The sequence below is a fragment of the Streptococcus suis genome (genome assembly GCF_019794615.1).
Taxonomy (GTDB): Bacteria; Bacillota; Bacilli; order Lactobacillales; family Streptococcaceae; genus Streptococcus; species Streptococcus suis_AI.
Window position 1 is genome coordinate 1 of the sequence record NZ_JAIMDU010000044.1, and the last position, 15,889, is coordinate 15,889.

Sequence of the window (15,889 nt, forward strand, 5' to 3'; positions counted from 1 at the left end):
AAATTCAATTGTTTTATTATTTGGTTGAGTACTTTTTCACTCGTTAAAAAGTTTTGAGAATATTTTATATTTTTGTTCATGTAATCTCTCCTGAAGTGATTACATCTATAAACAAATACAGAAGTTAAACGATTTGTTTGTAATTTTAGTTATCTGTTTAAAAAGTCATAAGATTAGTCACTGGTAGGAATTAATCTAACGTATTTATTTATCTGCGTAATCACTGTTTTTAGTCTGTTTCAAAACAGTAGATGTTTTATCTACATTTATTATCTAAAATTATACTCAATAAATTGAATATAGTCAATATGTTGGTAATGTTACCATATTGTTTATATAAGAGAATTTAAGAGCGAGTAATAACATGATTTCATATAAACCCTTCTATGAGACTTTGAATAAAAGAGGAATTTCAGAATATTATTTAATCAAGGTTGAAAAAATTTCCGCACATACGTTACATCGAATGAAATTAGGTGAACCAATAACAACAAAAACAATTGATAAATTATGTGAAATCCTTGAATGTAATGTTGAAGACGTAATCAAACATGAACTAGATGAATACTAAAAGCCAAGCACAATCGCTTGGCTTTTAGTATATTCGGTTTTCTAAGAAATTTTTTAATCTCATATCAATAATTTTGGCATATTCAAGGCAATCCTCCTTGGACTGCTGAAGTTTCTTTTTAATATCTAGATACAATTTATCACTATTATCTGTAATTGCGAGTGCTTCTTCAACCTTAAGTAATAATTGAATAATGGACTTTTCAAAATCATTCGAATATTTGCTATAATCAATTGCTTTTCCTAAATATTCATCTATTAAATCATACATATCTTTGTAATACATTGACTCAAGGTCCTGCTTTTCGAGTTCGTTCTCAAAATCTTTCCATTTTTCCAAAATACTTTTAAAGGAGTATTTCTTAATATTCAGGGAATCTAGGACATTTTCAATAGTCATTATTTCTAACTCAGAACTGCTACGATTCAAATTTTCAATGATAAGCATAGTAATTGTAACTTTCTGAATACATTTCCTTAGTTCCAAATAATAGTCTTCGAAATCATCACTCAATTTATTTAAAGTATAGTTTATATTTTCGTCTAAACCTTGATATTCTTCAATAATATTTTTCAACTGTAACTTTGTTCCTTCCCACTTCTTCTCTAACTTTCTATATTCTTCAGGAATAAGAGTAGAAATTTTCTGTGGCGATTTGCTTAAACGACTTCGTTGAATTGCTTCTAGTGTTGCCTTTAGTTCGTAGTGACCATTAAAATTCTTGTGGTTATCAGTTGAGCATTTTCTGACCAAACGTATTAAAGATTCGAGCTTATAATCATCATTCTTCTCAATGTTAATCTGTACAGATTTTGTAAGGTATTGATTATTTATTAAAAACTCAATTTCTTGTTTATTAAGAAATATCTCTTCATTAACAAATTGTATAAGCGTAACTAACGATTCAGTAGCGAGTAGCTGTGTCTCCATTTTTTTATCATAATAATTTTCAGAGATGTAAAGGATAAAATCAGCAATTAACTTATGCATTTGCTCCTTATTCTTTTTATCTAGTCGTACCTTGCTTGTAATCTCTTCTACAATCCAATGAGTATAGTTTATTGCAAGTGGCTCCTTAGCAAATACTTTTGCTAGTTTGTTGCTTAATTCTACAAACATTGATTGAGCAATCAATTCTTCAACTTCTTCTTGAAAAATTCTAAATAATATATCGTGGTCAGTCCTGTACTGGCCATTTAACTTATCAAATTCTTCAATCTGTTCAGAAAAAATATTATTTTTGTATTCTACAAAATCATATGTTCCCTTTAAAAACGTTGCTACAGAAGCTATTTCAAGCTCTTTTTCATTGAAATAAATTTTCATAACATTGCACCCTTCGGATTTTAACTTAAAACTCTGAAACCTACTAATTAGCATGTGAGACAACTTATATAACTTGAATATTATATAATTTCATAAATTCGGATTCGTATCATTATCTGTTTTTTACACATAAGTTTATAGCAGATATAATGAATGTAGATTAACGTTAATTGATTTTTTAACTCTTTGTAGAATATTTTAACACATAAGTATACTACAAAAAAGACCACGAACAATGAGAGGAAAATTAAGAATGAAAACAAAAAAACTAAGTCCTTCAGTTTTAGCAAGCGTTGTGACTGATGTTAGTAAACCATATTACTTATTGTCTACCGACTATACTTTGAAATTTAAGTATGATGATAATGGTAGGACCGATAAAATCACAGGGTACAAATACTGGTTTATACAAGATAATTCAGAGCCGTTTCAAGTTGCACTTCCAGCAGAGTTAAACAAGAATCTAAAAATATTCATTGGATATAAATTTCAGAATTTAGAAGCTTATGATTTCAATGGTACGATTTATTTCAGAGCTGAATCAATTCAGTTATTTGAATAAAAAAAGAAAGGTAAACTGAAAAATGAAGATAACTTTGTTATCGACTGTCGCTGAGCATACATTACAAAATGAAGCAACTGACTTTGACATTGCTCTCATCACTTACAGCGAAATGTCAAAAAAAGACTTCAAGTTACAATGTTCAAGTAGTCTAGAAGACATGATAATCGGTCATGAAGAGCGTGAAAAAGCACCAGTCTATTTAGTGCTAAAAAATAAATTTACTGGTGAATATTGTGATACTTCTTCTGTTTTACGACTACAAGAAAAGCTGTACAATGAGCAACTTGAAAATACAAAAGCTGATTTAAAAAGAACAGAGTCAGTATTAACTTCTAGAAATGCAGAGTTAAATCGATTGCTCAGTGACAAAGAAAAAGTTGAGAAAGATATTTCAAACGCTATTAGAGAACGTGCAAGTGTGAATCAAGAAATACGTGTTCTTGAACGAGATAAGCGCAAAGCAGAAAAAGAATTTGATGATTGGAAAGATGATAACCCAATTTTTCGATTTTTGTATTGGCTTTCTCAGTTAATATATGACTAATTCTTTAAAATAACTCTAGAAACCGATAAAAATTGATTGCTTGTACTTAAGTGAAACACTCAATCTATCGTTGCTCGATTTGTTGTTTTGCTGATAATTTCTTTTAAGAACTGTGATTGAATGTAGTCTGTTGAAGCCTGCAAGACAGATGAATGAAATCACAGTTCTTAAGAAAATCAGCATCAACAAGAGCAAAGACTAGCTATTGAGCAGTACCGCTTAACAAGTAATCAATTTTTCTATCGTTCTAGTTTATACAAGAATTAGCATGCAGTATTGAGAAAAATAACGAAAAATTTATCATATTTCCTCTAAAATTCTATTTCAATTGTGCATTTCGTAAGAACATTTATTGAAGATTTGCACTGACGAAACATAGCGATTAAATTATCCAAATTTTTATTTTGTCATTGTCAAGAGTAATATCTGCTCTAGAAATTCATGCTGTCTGGGCTTGTTATAGACAGCATGAATTACATTGTCATTGTCAAGATTTGAAAGGAATAAAATGAAGAAAAAGAGAAAAATGTCAGAAAAGGTACCCTCAATTCGACATACTGCTTATATGTTCTGTTCAACAGTAGAAAGCCTCTCAATAAAAAAATTGGAAGAAATAATCAAATTATTTCAAGAAACACTGAATCCATTTGAAATAGCTGGTATTATTCACGATAAAGATACTGATTCAGAACCACATTTTCATATCATCATTAGATTTAAAAATGCAATTTGGTTAAATTCAATCATCAACAAGCTTTCTCAAAATGGATTTGAGCTTCGAGCGAACTTTTTCGAAGCCTGGAAAGGTAAAGTAAACAATGCTTATTCTTACTTAATCCATCGGACGGAGGATGCAAGTGAAAAATATCAATATTCAGTAGATGAAGTTATCGCAAATTTTGACTATGCTGAAAGAATCGAGAGTATTGAGTCAAAAATCCACTCTAACTCTAGAAAAGAAAAAACAATCAATGTTGTCCGAAATCTCATAAATAAAATAATCGCTGGAGATATAACATTCGACGAAGCAATTAAAGAGGTTGATGGATATACACTTGTGAAATACGATAGAGAATTTTCAAAAGCTAAGAAAAGACGAACAGAAATTGATTTTGAAAATTGGAAAGAAAATGCACTAAAAAATGGGTTTAAGAGAGAAATTATTTGGCTTTATGGTCCATCTGGAACTGGAAAATCGAGATTATGCAAGCACTTTGCAAAATCACTTGGAAAACCATTCTATACTACAGGCTCTTCTCGTGACCCTTTTCAAAACGTTGGTTCACAAGAAACAATTATAATTGAGGAAATTCGTCCAGGTCGAGGAGGAAATTTTAATTACGCTGATTTCTTACTTATTATTGACCCATTCAATGCTGATGCTACTGCTTCCAGCCGTTTCTTTGATAAACCAATTATTGCGACGACAATAATAATAAACACCCCATTTTCACCTTTTCAATTTTATGAATCAATTAGTAAACAAGCTGGCTTTGATAAGAAAATTGACACTGTGATTCAGCTCATTAGACGGATTACACTGCTTCAAGAAGTAACTGATAAATCTATTATTACATACAAATTCGATAACGAAAAAAATAAATATGTAGAATATGAGCGAATAGACAATCCTTACTACGAGTCCGATAAAGATAAAATTGAATTTAATTCAGATGTTTATAACAAATATAAAGAAATGACTCTCAAAATTTCACAGGAGGAAGATGATGACAGACAGAATGATTGAAAAATCCCATCTTATAAAGATGGGGTTTACAAAATACCAAGCCACAGGCATTATCAAACAAGTTAAGCTGAACCTTGTCAATCAAGGTTATTATTTGTATAATAACAAGAGACTTGGTATTGTTCCAGCTTCTGCTGTCGAATCTTTTATTGGAGTAACAATTTCAGAGGAGACAGAAGAGAATGGCAAACAAAACCCAACAAAAGACTAAGTATCCAGGTGTTTACAAGGACCTAAAGTCAGGTAAATTTTTTTACCAGATTGAGTTAGGTACAGACAAAGCAACAGGTGAGAGAATAAGGAGGAAAAAATCAAAAGATAGATTCGGGAATATCTTTACATCAGCTCTTCAAGCACATAAAGAAGTTACTAGAATAAAAAGAGAGTATCATAAGGTAGATGGCTATTCTTTTTATCATATGAAGTATCGAGAATTTATGGACACAGTATATATACCTTACTATTGTTCATATGTCGAGACCTCAACGTTTAATACTAGATATCCAGCTTTACAACTTATTATTGAAAAATTTGGTGATATAAAACTACGTGAAATAAGCGTGACCGATGTTGATAATTTTAAGATTTGGCTACTGACAGATGAAAACAATGGAGGCTCAGGTTACAGTCAATCATATGCTTCCCTAGTTTTTGGTATGTTTCGTAAAACACTTGATAAAGCTGTCGAGAGAAATTTTCTTGAATACAATATTTCAAAAAAAGTAAAGGCAATTCCGAAAGGAAAGCAAATTGTCCCTTATTGGACAAGGACGGAATTCGAGTTAGTCTTGCAACAAATATGCCTAGATGATGTATATGAACATTTGTGTTTTGTAATGCTATATTTATATTATACGACTGGTATTCGAGTTAATGAAGGAACTGCTTTGTTTTGGAGTGATATTGCATTTGAGCAACAACAATTACGCATCCACCACATGCTTGAGGTTCAATCAAGAAAAAAATACATTAGAAAAGAATATACAAAAACAGATGATGGCAAAAGAATCATTGAATTAGATGATACAACTGTCAGTATATTGAGACAATGGCGAGAAATACAAACTCAAATAGGACTTGGTAAAGAAAATGACTTTATATTTACTTACGATGGTTACCCTATGATAAAGTCAACAATAAATCGAATATTAAATAGATATGCAGAGCTTGCGGGCGTTCGTAGGATTCAACCTAAAGGTCTAAGACATAGTCATGCAAGCTATGTTTTAAATGAGTTAAAAGCTTCTATTCTTGCGCTTTCAAAGAGATTAGGACATTCAAGTCCTGAGATAACTTTGCGTCACTATGCTCACTTGTACAGTGGTGCTGATAAAGAGATAGCCCAGTTACTCACTAATGCAATTAACATACAAACTGCACATGAAACTAGAGTAAAATTTAATGGAAACCAACATATGAAAAAATCAATCCCCCCTAAAACACCCCCCTTTGATGTATATACTACTTCTAATCCCTTGTCCCACAAGGGATAGGAGGATACCTGTTTCAATTGAGTGGGAGTGATAGAGCCTGGGGAGAGGCTCTATCAGCCAGTCTATCAAGACTGTTTTACCCGACGCCTAGCCTAAGCGTCAAGAGTTCGTGAGAGGCTTGATTTTCCTTCAAAATAGCGATTCTACAGCAGTTTAGCAGGAACAAACTAGTCTAAAAAGGGTGTATCTTCGTTTGATTCCCCCTAAATCCCTCTAAAAAAGAATTAACTAGAAAGTTTTCTGGTTAATTCTTTTTTGTTTCTATCGAAAACCTCATTTCCTGGTACTCAGATATCCTAAATCAATCTTATTCTAAAGTGATTTCAGTCGTTAATATTGCATGATCAGGAAAGGGAGGTTCATTAATAATAAAAAATCCTTCTGGAACCCTATAACCTTCAAGGTAGAATAAATCATTATTTTTTCCAAAACTCCAATCAAGTTGATTATAGTGCGAGTGTCTATCAATAAATATCCCTTTAGTAATCAACCAATCTAATTGTTTCCCTTTCCAACTTGTTCCTGTAGGTGAATATGGAGAAAATTGTTTATAGTCTAGATATCCTTCATCTCTCATCATATAAACAATATCTTGCCAATTTAATTCTTCCTTTTCACACCAATCAGTTTCTGCTGGGCTATAGTTCAAATCGCCTATAATAATTTGATGTTTGGTTTGTTTATTTTCTTTTAATAACCAGTTGATTTGAGATTTTCTATCATTCAATTCCTTATTATCATGTTTTGATCCAACTTTTACCCTTACACCAATAATCGTTAGCTCCTTCCCGGTTTTAATGGTGCTTTTTATTTTTAGCCAATTGGGTTGTTCGTTTTTAAAACTTTCCTCCCAAGTTATTTCTTCTGGAGATGGTTCATTGAATATACTTTTCTTCAACCCCATATAAATTCCATTACCAGTTTTAATGTTTCCATTCACATAAGTATATTGCGAACCATTATAAGAATAAGTATAATATCTTTCAGAAAAAGCACTGTCTAATCTAGACCTATTGTGTTCTCCTTTAAATTCAACTAATACAATAACATCTGGATTTTTTCGAGAAATTTCTGTGATAACATACTCAGGGAAACTGCTATTTTCACAAGAGCGTTGATTAATATTCCATTCAAGTATTTTTATGTTTGTCATAACTTTTTCACCATTTTCTTAATCTATTGTCAATATAAATTATGAACTAGAAATAAATAGTTCGAGATATTACCTGTTCAATGGGACATTCACCGAAAACCTCATTTCCTGATACTCATATAGCCTAATGCTAGGGTTCTCTTTCATGGTTTTCACTTTAAAAATAAAATAATGGTCACGACCGTCAGTAGCCTTACTTTTGTGCAAACGAAAATAATTTTTCTGTTTCATCGCCATTGTCAGTAATATATCATCAATAAGAAATGTGAGGGGATCTACCCCTTTATAGTATTTATTAAAGTCCTTCTCGAACTGAAGATAGGAATCAGAGAAATAATCGAACTGAATCAAGTCTTCATATATAGTTTTCCTATTCATCTAGTACCTCCACTAAACTCATTTCAATGATTTCAGAAATTTGAAGCAACACATATTGTTCAACTGTTTTAATCGTAATTTCCTTTGAACTTAATTCGGTTATGCGTCCTTGAAAAGCTTGTCTTTTGCCTTTACGAAGGATGACAAACATTCCTTGAGATTGTGAAGTATATAATTGAGTCACGTAAGTGAGAATTTCACTCTTTGATAGCTGTGATGATACTTCTATTTTATATTTATCTTCAATCAAGGAACTGGTATGCTCAGATAAAAAGAATCCCATCCATTTTTGCATGCCTCGGTCTTGATACTCTCTTGCTGATTGGTAAGGCAAATAACTTCTATCGATCATTTTAATCCATCTAAACCGCCAGCAGAATGTCCGCCAACCAATTTACTTCTCGCAATACTGCGTGATGCACTTGTTAAGGAATTGGCTTTTTGTAGCGTGGTAAAACCAAATTGACTGCGTATTGCATCAATGGCGGTCTGTAGTCTCTCTTTCTTCAATATTTCTTCAGGATCATCAAAGAGACTGAGTATAGTTATGTTTTCATCAACAAATGATGAGTAGAATACAGAGATACTTCGAACGGCACCACCATTGTATTTTTTTCGAAAGAGAGAAATGACATATTTTTGTAGTTGCTCTGTCTGATTCGTAGGCTCTATTTTCATTTGTCCTCTGAATGAGGTCGACTCCTCAAAGCGCGAATAACCGATACTAATAGAAACTGTCGTCGTCTTTTTTCGAATGGCACGTAGACGAATGGCAACTTGCTCCGCCATCTCACTTAGAACTAGCTCAATCTCCTGTTGTTTAACATAATCTCTTGGAAGAACCTGAGAATTACCAAGTCCTTTCGATTTTGGTTTATAGGGTATATGAACATTGCTTTCATCAACTCCATTTGCGTGATACCACAATTGAACACCGTACACCCCAAATTCTTTCTTTAATAAATCTGGACTGTAAGTCGCCAATTCTTTAATGGTATAGATTCCAAGTTTTTCTAGTCTTTTTTCAATTGCAGCACCGATTCCCCAAAAGTCTGTTAATCTTGAAATCCCCCATACTTTTGTAGTTACATCTTCATAGGACCAGTTAGCTCTCATGTTATGTGTTTTCTTAGCCTCATTATCTAAGGCTAATTTTGCAAGTAAGGGATTGGCATTAGACATCCCAATGGTAGAATAAACACCTGTCTTACGATAGATATCCCTTTGAATTCTCGCACTAAGCATATCTAATTTATCTTTTCGGCTAATTGATTGATTGGGAATGAAATAGTTTAAAGAAGATGTCAAGTCAATGAACCCTTCATCAATTGAGTAGGGTATGATATCTTCGATACTACCGTATTGCTGAAAAATATGCTGGATTTCAATATTTTTTTCAATATATAAATCCATACGAGGCGGAACAATAACTGTCGCTCGCGCCCATTCCTCGATGAATCGTACATAAGCAGGGTCTGTCGATAGACCTTGCCTTTTTGCATTATAGTAAGAAAATTTTCTTGTATGTATATCAAAAGGTAAATCGTAGGCTCTTCCTACATTTGACTTGCCAAATACTTCTTTGAACAGAGGTGATGAAGCAAGGATCAAGCCATTTGAGTTGTCTGCCCTACTCATCACACATAGCGACGTTTTTAAAGGATGCAATCCACGGCTGGCACATTCAACACTCGCATAGAAAGATTTCATATCAACAAAGGCAATATCACTTTTTGGTTCTCTCTTGTAATCAATCATACTCATCACATCACATTATATTGTCAAATGTTGTTCTCATTATTCAAACTTCTCAATTGGTCTGAAATGGCCAACGACTTTTCCAACGATTTTAAATTCATCAGATTCATACGCATATATATCAGGGTATTTGGGATTGATGGAGACAATCCTATACCGATTTTTTTCTTTGTACACGCGCTTAATATAGGCCTTCCCATTAAGGGATATGGCATATACTGCACCATCATAATCATATCCGGAGGAGGAGAACAAGGCGACTTCTCCATCAGAGTAGGTTGGTTCCATGGACTGTCCCACAATAAATGAAGCAAAATCGTAGCTGTACTCCTCATCTGAATAGACTGTACTAAACCGGTACTCATCGTAGTAACTTTCACCATATCCAGCAGATAAGGGAACCTCTTCCAACACTTGAATAGGGTAAAGGGAAATGACCTTCTTAGAACTTTCTTCCATTTGATTTTTCAGTAATTCTTCTACAAAATGATCAGCACTCGTCCTATTTTTTTGATTTAGGCGGAGATAGTTGGATACAATCATGTATTCAGATTCAAAATATGTATTTTCTACTCCAAATAAGCTCCCTAAACGCTCTAAATTGGACTGATTTGGCTTTGCCCTTCCCAACTCCCAACTCGCATATGAAGCACGATTGATTTCTAATTGTTGAGCAATTTCCATCTGAGTCAAGCCTTTTTCTTTTCTCAGTTGTTTTAATCGTTCTCCCGAAAACATAAACACCTCCAACGTGTTTTATTAAACACATTATACAGAAATTAAATACAATTGTCTATAGAAAAGAGAGAAAAATTTTAGCAGAGAGTATTTATTTGCACAAAATATTATTGAATAAACTCTAAAATCCCTGTGGTTGTCAACATATTCTTGCCATTAAACATAAGATAGAGCGAGCTTATGCCTTTATTTCAAAGAAACAGAATAGGCCCAAAATCTTTGATCAAACCCGGCACTCCTCTAATAGATACTGTTGGTTGTCAAAAACTTTGACAATCCCACCATCACCTATAGAATGAAAAAACAGGAACACCCTTGCATTCCTGTTTTCATATGTGATTGTTAGCAATCAGTCAACAATTCTTCTATAAATTTTTCAATTCAATGACCATATCACGAATCTGGGCTGCCAGTTCAAAGTCAAGCACTTCTGCTGCTTCCTGCATTTGACCTTCCAGTTTCTTGATCATAGCCTTGCGTTCGTCTTTGTTGAGGGCATTGAAGTCCACCACTTCTTCCTTGTCCTGAGTGACAGCCTTGGTTACGCTAATCAGGTCACGGATTTCCTTCTTGATAGTTTGTGGGATAATACCATGTTCTTCATTATAAGCCATTTGGATTTGACGGCGGCGGGCTGTTTCGTCCATAGCCTTGCGCATAGACTCAGTAACCTTGTCCGCATACATAATCACATGACCCTCAGAGTTACGAGCTGCCCGACCGATTGTCTGGATGAGCCCCCGTTCATTACGGAGGAAGCCTTCCTTGTCAGCATCTAGAATAGCCACCAGACTGACTTCTGGCACGTCAATCCCCTCACGAAGCAAGTTAATCCCTATCAAGACATCAAAGACACCCAAACGCAAATCACGAATAATCTCCGTACGCTCCAAGGTCTTGATATCCGAGTGCATATACTTGACCTTGACGCCCATTTCTTTTAGGTAGTCAGTCAAGTCCTCTGCCATTTTCTTAGTCAGGGTAGTGATAAAGGTCCGCTCACCTTTCTCAACACGGGCATTGATTTCACCCAAGAGGTCGTCCATTTGGCCCATAGTTGGACGGACTTCCACTTCTGGATCCAAAAGCCCAGTCGGCCGAATAATCTGCTCGACAACGGTGTCGGTCTGCTCCATTTCATAGTCACCCGGCGTCGCAGATACATAGACAATCTGGTGGACATGACTCTCAAATTCTTCCCTGCGCAGCGGACGGTTGTCTAGTGCACTCGGGAGGCGGAAACCGTAGTTGACCAACATCTCCTTGCGTGAGCGGTCACCATTGTACATCCCCTTAATCTGCCCCATGGTCATGTGGCTCTCGTCAATCATAATCAGGTAGTCTTCAGGGAAAAAGTCCAGCAGAGTATATGGAGGCTCGCCCTCGCTTCGCCCGTCCATGTGTCGTGAATAGTTCTCAACCCCGTTGGTGTAACCCATTTCCCGAAGCATCTCAATGTCGTAGTCGGTCCTTTGTTTCAATCGCTGAGCTTCTAAGAGTTTTCCTTCTGCCTCAAAGACCTTGAGCTGCTCTTCCAGCTCCGCCTGAATCTTGGCAATAGCCGTTTCCATGTGGTCATCGTTGGTCACGAAGTGGGTGGCAGGGAAAATCGCCAAGTGGTCCACATCGCCCAAAACCTTACCTGTCAGGCTTTCAATCTCACGAATGCGGTCAATTTCATCCCCGAAAAACTCCACACGGAAGGCGTGTTCATCACGAGAAGCTGGGAAAATCTCCACCACATCTCCACGTACACGGAAGCGTCCCCGTTGGAAGTCGATGTCGTTGCGCTCAAATTGGATATCTACCAAGGAATTGAGCAACTGATCCCGGGAAATCTCCTGGCCGGGTCGCAGACTAACCACGCTATCTGAATATTCCTTGGGCGATCCCAAACCGTAGATACAGGAGACGGAGGCCACGACGATGACATCATTTCGTTCGAGAAGAGCTGACGTCGCTGAGTGACGGAGTTTGTCGATTTCATCATTGACCGAACTGTCCTTCTCGATATAGGTATCGCTAGAGGGTACATAGGCTTCTGGCTGGTAATAATCATAGTAAGATACGAAGTATTCGACCGCATTTTCTGGGAAGAATTCCTTGAACTCACTATAGAGCTGACCAGCTAGAGTCTTGTTGTGGGCGATGACCAAGGTAGGCTTATTGACACGGGCAATGACCTGGCTCATGGTATAGGTCTTACCAGTACCGGTCGCTCCCATGAGAATCTGGGCTTTTTCGCCCCCCTCGATGTTATCAACCAAGGTTTCAATGGCTTGGGGCTGGTCACCAGACGGTGAGTATTTAGATACAAGTTTAAATTGGTTTTCAGTATTTCGATTTATCATACCCTTATTCTATCATAAGTTCTTCCTATTAAATAAAAAAAGACATCTGAATGAAACGAAGAAAAATAAGTTATTTATTCAATGAAAAAGCACCATCCATGTTAGAAGATATAACATTAGAAAAGGCGTTCATTTTGCAATAATTCTGACAATATGATATACTAGGTAAGTTATTTTATATAGAAGGAGTATGAAAATGAAGAAAAAATTACTCATGCTATTGGCAAGTATTCTGCCAGTATTCTTTGTTTTTACTGGTGTCAAAGCAGATGATACAATTGATATCGTATTTGACAATGCTTATGCCCCATTCGAGTTTAAGGACTCAGACCAAGTTTATAAAGGATTAGACGTTGATATTATCAACGAAGTTGCTAAACGTTCTGGCTGGAATATGAATCAAAGTTTTCCAGGATTTGATGCTGCAGTCAATGCTGTTCAGTCTGGTTCTGCCGATGCCTTGATGGCAGGAACCACCATCACTGAAGCCCGTAAACAAGTCTTTACATTCTCAGATCCATATTTTGATACAAAGATTATTGTTGCAACAACAAAAGCAAACAAAATTTCGTCTTATGAAGATTTGAAAGGCAAAACCGTCGGTGTAAAAAACGGTACAGCCGCACAAACATTCTTAGAAGAAAATAAAGACAAGTATGGTTTTTCAATCAAAACCTTTGATACTGGCGATTTGATGTACAATAGCTTAGCGACTGGCGCTGTTAATGCTGTAATGGATGACGAAGCAGTTATTCAATATGCTATCCAACAAGGTCAAGATCTAAGTTTAGATATACCTGGTGAACCAATTGGGTCATTTGGTTTCTCCGTTAAAAAAGGTAGCAAATACGAATACCTAGTGGATGATTTCAACAAGGCTTTAGCAGAAATGAAAGAGGACGGTACTTATGAGGCAATCATGAATAAATGGTTTGGCTCATCTACTACTTCTACTGACAGCACTGATTATGCATCACGCCTCAGCCTAACAGGTAGTGCAACTGCAAAAGCTACACCTGTAAAATCAAGCTATACCATTGTTGCTGACTCATCATTTGCACCATTTGAATACCAAGATGAATCCGGCAAATATGTTGGGATTGATATGGAATTGATCAAAGCCATTGCTGAGCAACAAGGATTTACTATCACCATTCAAAACCCAGGTTTCGATGCTGCCTTAAATGCTGTCCAAGCTGGACAAGCTGATGCAGTAATTGCAGGTATGTCCATCACAGATGCTCGTAAAGAAATCTTTGACTTCTCCGATGCCTACTACACTTCAAATATCTTGCTTGCTGTAAAAAATGGAAGCGATATTGCTTCCTATGAAGACCTAAAAGGAAAAACCGTCGGCGCTAAAAATGGTACAGCCTCATATACATTCTTAGAGAGCAACAAAGATAAATATGGCTATACTTTGAAAGCATTTGATGAAGCTTCTGGAATGTATGATAGTTTAAATTCTGGTTCAATTGATGCTCTTATGGATGATGAAGCTGTTCTTCTCTATGCCATCCAACAAGGACGCGACTTTGCAACACCAATTCCAGGTGAAAAATCTGGTGAATACGGATTTGCGGTCAAAAAAGGGGCTAACCCAGAATTGATTGAAATGTTTAACAACGGACTAGCTGCCTTGGTTGAATCAGGTAAATATGATGAAATTCTAAACAAATACTTCAACTCAACAGAAGAAACAAGTGCTACGACTTCAACAGTCGATGAAACAACCATCATTGGACTTTTGAAAAATAACTATGGTCAGCTCTTGTCTGGTTTAGGTATCACAGTTGGACTTGCCTTGCTTTCATTTGCAATTGCCATTGTCATCGGTATTATCTTCGGTATGTTTGCTGTAAGTCCAGTTAAGGCACTCCGTGTTATTGCATCTGTATTTGTTGATGTTGTTCGTGGTATTCCTTTGATGATTGTCGCGGCTTTCATTTTCTGGGGTATTCCAAACTTAATCGAATCCATCACTGGTCAACAGTCACCAATTAATGACTTTGTTGCTGGTACCATTGCCCTATCGCTCAACTCTGGTGCCTATATTGCAGAGATTGTTCGCGGTGGTATTCAAGCAGTCCCAGCTGGTCAGATGGAGGCATCACGCAGTTTGGGTATTTCTTACGGAACAACCATGCGGAAAATTATCTTGCCACAGGCAGGTAAAATCATGTTGCCAAACTTTATCAACCAGTTTGTTATTACTTTGAAAGATACGACCATCATTTCAGCAATCGGTCTAGTTGAGCTCTTCCAAGCAGGTAAAATCATTATTGCCCGTAACTATCAGTCCTTCCGTATGTATGCAATTCTTGCCATCATCTATTTGGTAGTGATTACACTCTTAACTCGCTTAGCTCGCAAACTTGAAAAAGGAGGTAAATAATGGCACAATTAAAAATCAATGTACACGATCTTCATAAATCTTACGGATCAAATGAGGTCTTAAAAGGAATAACCACAAAATTCTATGAAGGTGACGTTGTGTGTATTATCGGCCCTTCTGGTTCTGGTAAATCAACCTTCCTCCGCACAATGAACTTACTGGAGACCATCACAAGTGGCCAGGTAACAGTTGACGGTTATGATTTAACAGATCCTAAAACGGATGTTGATGCCTTTCGTTCAAATGTCGGAATGGTATTCCAACACTTTAACCTCTTCCCACACATGACAGTTCTGGATAATATCACATTTGCCCCTATTGAACACAAGCTTTTGGATAAAACAGAAGCTGAAAAAGTTGGAATGGAATTGTTGGAGAAAGTCGGTTTATCTGACAAACGTGATGCCATGCCAGATAGCTTATCTGGTGGCCAAAAACAACGTGTAGCTATTGCCCGTGCCCTTGCAATGAACCCAGATATCATGCTCTTTGATGAACCAACTTCTGCTCTTGACCCTGAAATGGTCGGAGACGTACTTAACGTAATGAAAGACTTGGCTGAGCAAGGTATGACCATGTTGATTGTTACTCACGAAATGGGCTTCGCCCGCAAGGTTGCTAACCGCGTTATCTTTACGGATGGTGGTGAGTTCCTTGAAGATGGTACTCCAGAGCAAATCTTTGACAACCCACAACACCCACGTCTCAAAGACTTCCTTGATAAGGTCTTGAACGTGTAAGTAGCTATAAAACCCTCTTGACAAATGATATACTCCCCTTATAGTGGACAGTGAAAAAACAAAAATTTTCACTAGAAACGATAAGGGGAGTTTTATCATGTCCAAAAGAAGTCCAAAATCTGTCTCTGAG

General features: G+C 36.1%; 16 protein-coding genes. 8 read left to right on the forward strand and 8 right to left on the reverse strand.

Going from position 1 to position 15,889, the window contains the following annotated elements; all coding sequences use genetic code 11:
• The coding region (locus K6V43_RS10245; RefSeq protein WP_214625885.1) for an rRNA adenine N-6-methyltransferase family protein at positions 1-80 on the reverse strand (80 nt) is incomplete at its 3' end.
• A gap of 284 nt (positions 81-364) precedes the next feature.
• Here K6V43_RS10245 and K6V43_RS10255 point away from each other — a divergent pair.
• Positions 365-571, forward strand: coding sequence for a helix-turn-helix domain-containing protein (locus K6V43_RS10255; protein ID WP_024406352.1), 207 nt, complete (start codon positions 365-367; stop codon positions 569-571).
• Positions 572-595: 24 nt separating this feature from the next.
• On the opposite strand, the gene K6V43_RS10260 is transcribed toward K6V43_RS10255, so the two are convergent.
• Positions 596-1,897 carry a hypothetical protein gene (locus K6V43_RS10260; protein ID WP_024406351.1) on the reverse strand — a complete coding sequence of 434 codons (1,302 nt, stop codon included), beginning with the start codon at positions 1,895-1,897 and terminating at the stop codon, positions 596-598.
• A 253-nt stretch (positions 1,898-2,150) separates the two neighbouring features.
• On the opposite strand from K6V43_RS10260, the gene K6V43_RS10265 reads away from it, so the two are divergent.
• The 5 genes from K6V43_RS10265 to K6V43_RS10285 all read left to right on the forward strand — a co-directional run bounded on the left by K6V43_RS10265 (position 2,151) and on the right by K6V43_RS10285 (position 6,246).
• Positions 2,151-2,459: a hypothetical protein gene (locus tag K6V43_RS10265; RefSeq protein ID WP_024417958.1), complete on the forward strand. Its 309-nt coding sequence runs from the start codon at positions 2,151-2,153 to the stop codon at positions 2,457-2,459.
• Between the two features lie 22 nt (positions 2,460-2,481).
• Positions 2,482-3,006, forward strand: coding sequence for a hypothetical protein (locus K6V43_RS10270; protein ID WP_024415777.1), 525 nt, complete (start codon positions 2,482-2,484; stop codon positions 3,004-3,006).
• A gap of 508 nt (positions 3,007-3,514) precedes the next feature.
• A complete protein-coding gene (locus K6V43_RS10275) occupies positions 3,515-4,753 on the forward strand; it encodes a Rep family protein (RefSeq protein WP_024417957.1) in 1,239 nt (412 codons plus the stop codon).
• On the forward strand, positions 4,731-4,964 hold the full coding sequence (locus K6V43_RS10280; RefSeq protein WP_050573319.1) for a DUF3173 domain-containing protein: 234 nt from the start codon (positions 4,731-4,733) through the stop codon (positions 4,962-4,964). Before K6V43_RS10275 ends, K6V43_RS10280 begins: the two co-directional genes overlap by 23 nt.
• Complete coding sequence (locus K6V43_RS10285) at positions 4,936-6,246, forward strand: site-specific integrase (RefSeq protein WP_222383002.1); 1,311 nt, start codon at positions 4,936-4,938, stop codon at positions 6,244-6,246. The genes K6V43_RS10280 and K6V43_RS10285 overlap by 29 nt, the downstream gene beginning before the upstream one ends.
• A gap of 307 nt (positions 6,247-6,553) precedes the next feature.
• Here the strand turns inward: K6V43_RS10285 and K6V43_RS10290 are convergent, their stop codons facing one another.
• The 6 genes from K6V43_RS10290 to uvrB all read right to left on the reverse strand — a co-directional run bounded on the left by K6V43_RS10290 (position 6,554) and on the right by uvrB (position 12,624).
• Positions 6,554-7,399 carry an endonuclease/exonuclease/phosphatase family protein gene (locus K6V43_RS10290; RefSeq protein ID WP_222383003.1) on the reverse strand — a complete coding sequence of 282 codons (846 nt, stop codon included), beginning with the start codon at positions 7,397-7,399 and terminating at the stop codon, positions 6,554-6,556.
• A gap of 69 nt (positions 7,400-7,468) precedes the next feature.
• Positions 7,469-7,777 carry a DUF5960 family protein gene (locus K6V43_RS10295; RefSeq protein ID WP_222383005.1) on the reverse strand — a complete coding sequence of 103 codons (309 nt, stop codon included), beginning with the start codon at positions 7,775-7,777 and terminating at the stop codon, positions 7,469-7,471.
• The gene (locus K6V43_RS10300; RefSeq protein WP_171988461.1) at positions 7,770-8,129 is read right to left on the reverse strand and encodes a 50S ribosomal protein L23; all 360 of its coding nucleotides are present in this window, start codon (positions 8,127-8,129) and stop codon (positions 7,770-7,772) included. The genes K6V43_RS10295 and K6V43_RS10300 overlap by 8 nt, the downstream gene beginning before the upstream one ends.
• Positions 8,126-9,541, reverse strand: coding sequence for a Y-family DNA polymerase (locus tag K6V43_RS10305; protein WP_222383007.1), 1,416 nt, complete (start codon positions 9,539-9,541; stop codon positions 8,126-8,128). The genes K6V43_RS10300 and K6V43_RS10305 overlap by 4 nt, the downstream gene beginning before the upstream one ends.
• Positions 9,542-9,574: 33 nt before the next feature.
• Entirely contained in the window at positions 9,575-10,273 is a 699-nt protein-coding gene (locus tag K6V43_RS10310; protein ID WP_222383010.1) for a helix-turn-helix domain-containing protein, read from the reverse strand.
• A 365-nt stretch (positions 10,274-10,638) separates the two neighbouring features.
• On the reverse strand, positions 10,639-12,624 hold the full coding sequence (gene uvrB / locus K6V43_RS10315; protein ID WP_024404701.1) for an excinuclease ABC subunit UvrB: 1,986 nt from the start codon (positions 12,622-12,624) through the stop codon (positions 10,639-10,641).
• 196 nt (positions 12,625-12,820) lie between these two features.
• Between uvrB and K6V43_RS10320 the strand changes: the two genes are divergently transcribed.
• Together K6V43_RS10320 and K6V43_RS10325 are read left to right on the forward strand one after the other, a co-directional pair.
• Complete coding sequence (locus tag K6V43_RS10320; protein WP_024397518.1) at positions 12,821-15,019, forward strand: ABC transporter substrate-binding protein/permease; 2,199 nt, start codon at positions 12,821-12,823, stop codon at positions 15,017-15,019.
• On the forward strand, positions 15,019-15,759 hold the full coding sequence (locus tag K6V43_RS10325; protein WP_024392123.1) for an amino acid ABC transporter ATP-binding protein: 741 nt from the start codon (positions 15,019-15,021) through the stop codon (positions 15,757-15,759). Before K6V43_RS10320 ends, K6V43_RS10325 begins: the two co-directional genes overlap by 1 nt.
• Positions 15,760-15,889: the final 130 nt, after the last annotated feature.

Coding starts and splice junctions, on each gene's coding strand:
- K6V43_RS10260 (WP_024406351.1), bottom strand. CDS start 1,897: ATGAAAATTTATTTCAATGAAAAAGAGCTTGAAATAGCTTCTGTAGCA.
- K6V43_RS10310 (WP_222383010.1), bottom strand. CDS start 10,273: ATGTTTTCGGGAGAACGATTAAAACAACTGAGAAAAGAAAAAGGCTTG.
- K6V43_RS10295 (WP_222383005.1), bottom strand. CDS start 7,777: ATGAATAGGAAAACTATATATGAAGACTTGATTCAGTTCGATTATTTC.
- K6V43_RS10280 (WP_050573319.1), top strand. CDS start 4,731: ATGATGACAGACAGAATGATTGAAAAATCCCATCTTATAAAGATGGGG.
- K6V43_RS10265 (WP_024417958.1), top strand. CDS start 2,151: ATGAAAACAAAAAAACTAAGTCCTTCAGTTTTAGCAAGCGTTGTGACT.
- K6V43_RS10255 (WP_024406352.1), top strand. CDS start 365: ATGATTTCATATAAACCCTTCTATGAGACTTTGAATAAAAGAGGAATT.
- K6V43_RS10275 (WP_024417957.1), top strand. CDS start 3,515: ATGAAGAAAAAGAGAAAAATGTCAGAAAAGGTACCCTCAATTCGACAT.
- K6V43_RS10270 (WP_024415777.1), top strand. CDS start 2,482: ATGAAGATAACTTTGTTATCGACTGTCGCTGAGCATACATTACAAAAT.
- K6V43_RS10320 (WP_024397518.1), top strand. CDS start 12,821: ATGAAGAAAAAATTACTCATGCTATTGGCAAGTATTCTGCCAGTATTC.
- K6V43_RS10325 (WP_024392123.1), top strand. CDS start 15,019: ATGGCACAATTAAAAATCAATGTACACGATCTTCATAAATCTTACGGA.
- K6V43_RS10285 (WP_222383002.1), top strand. CDS start 4,936: ATGGCAAACAAAACCCAACAAAAGACTAAGTATCCAGGTGTTTACAAG.
- K6V43_RS10290 (WP_222383003.1), bottom strand. CDS start 7,399: ATGACAAACATAAAAATACTTGAATGGAATATTAATCAACGCTCTTGT.
- uvrB (WP_024404701.1), bottom strand. CDS start 12,624: ATGATAAATCGAAATACTGAAAACCAATTTAAACTTGTATCTAAATAC.
- K6V43_RS10300 (WP_171988461.1), bottom strand. CDS start 8,129: ATGATCGATAGAAGTTATTTGCCTTACCAATCAGCAAGAGAGTATCAA.
- K6V43_RS10305 (WP_222383007.1), bottom strand. CDS start 9,541: ATGAGTATGATTGATTACAAGAGAGAACCAAAAAGTGATATTGCCTTT.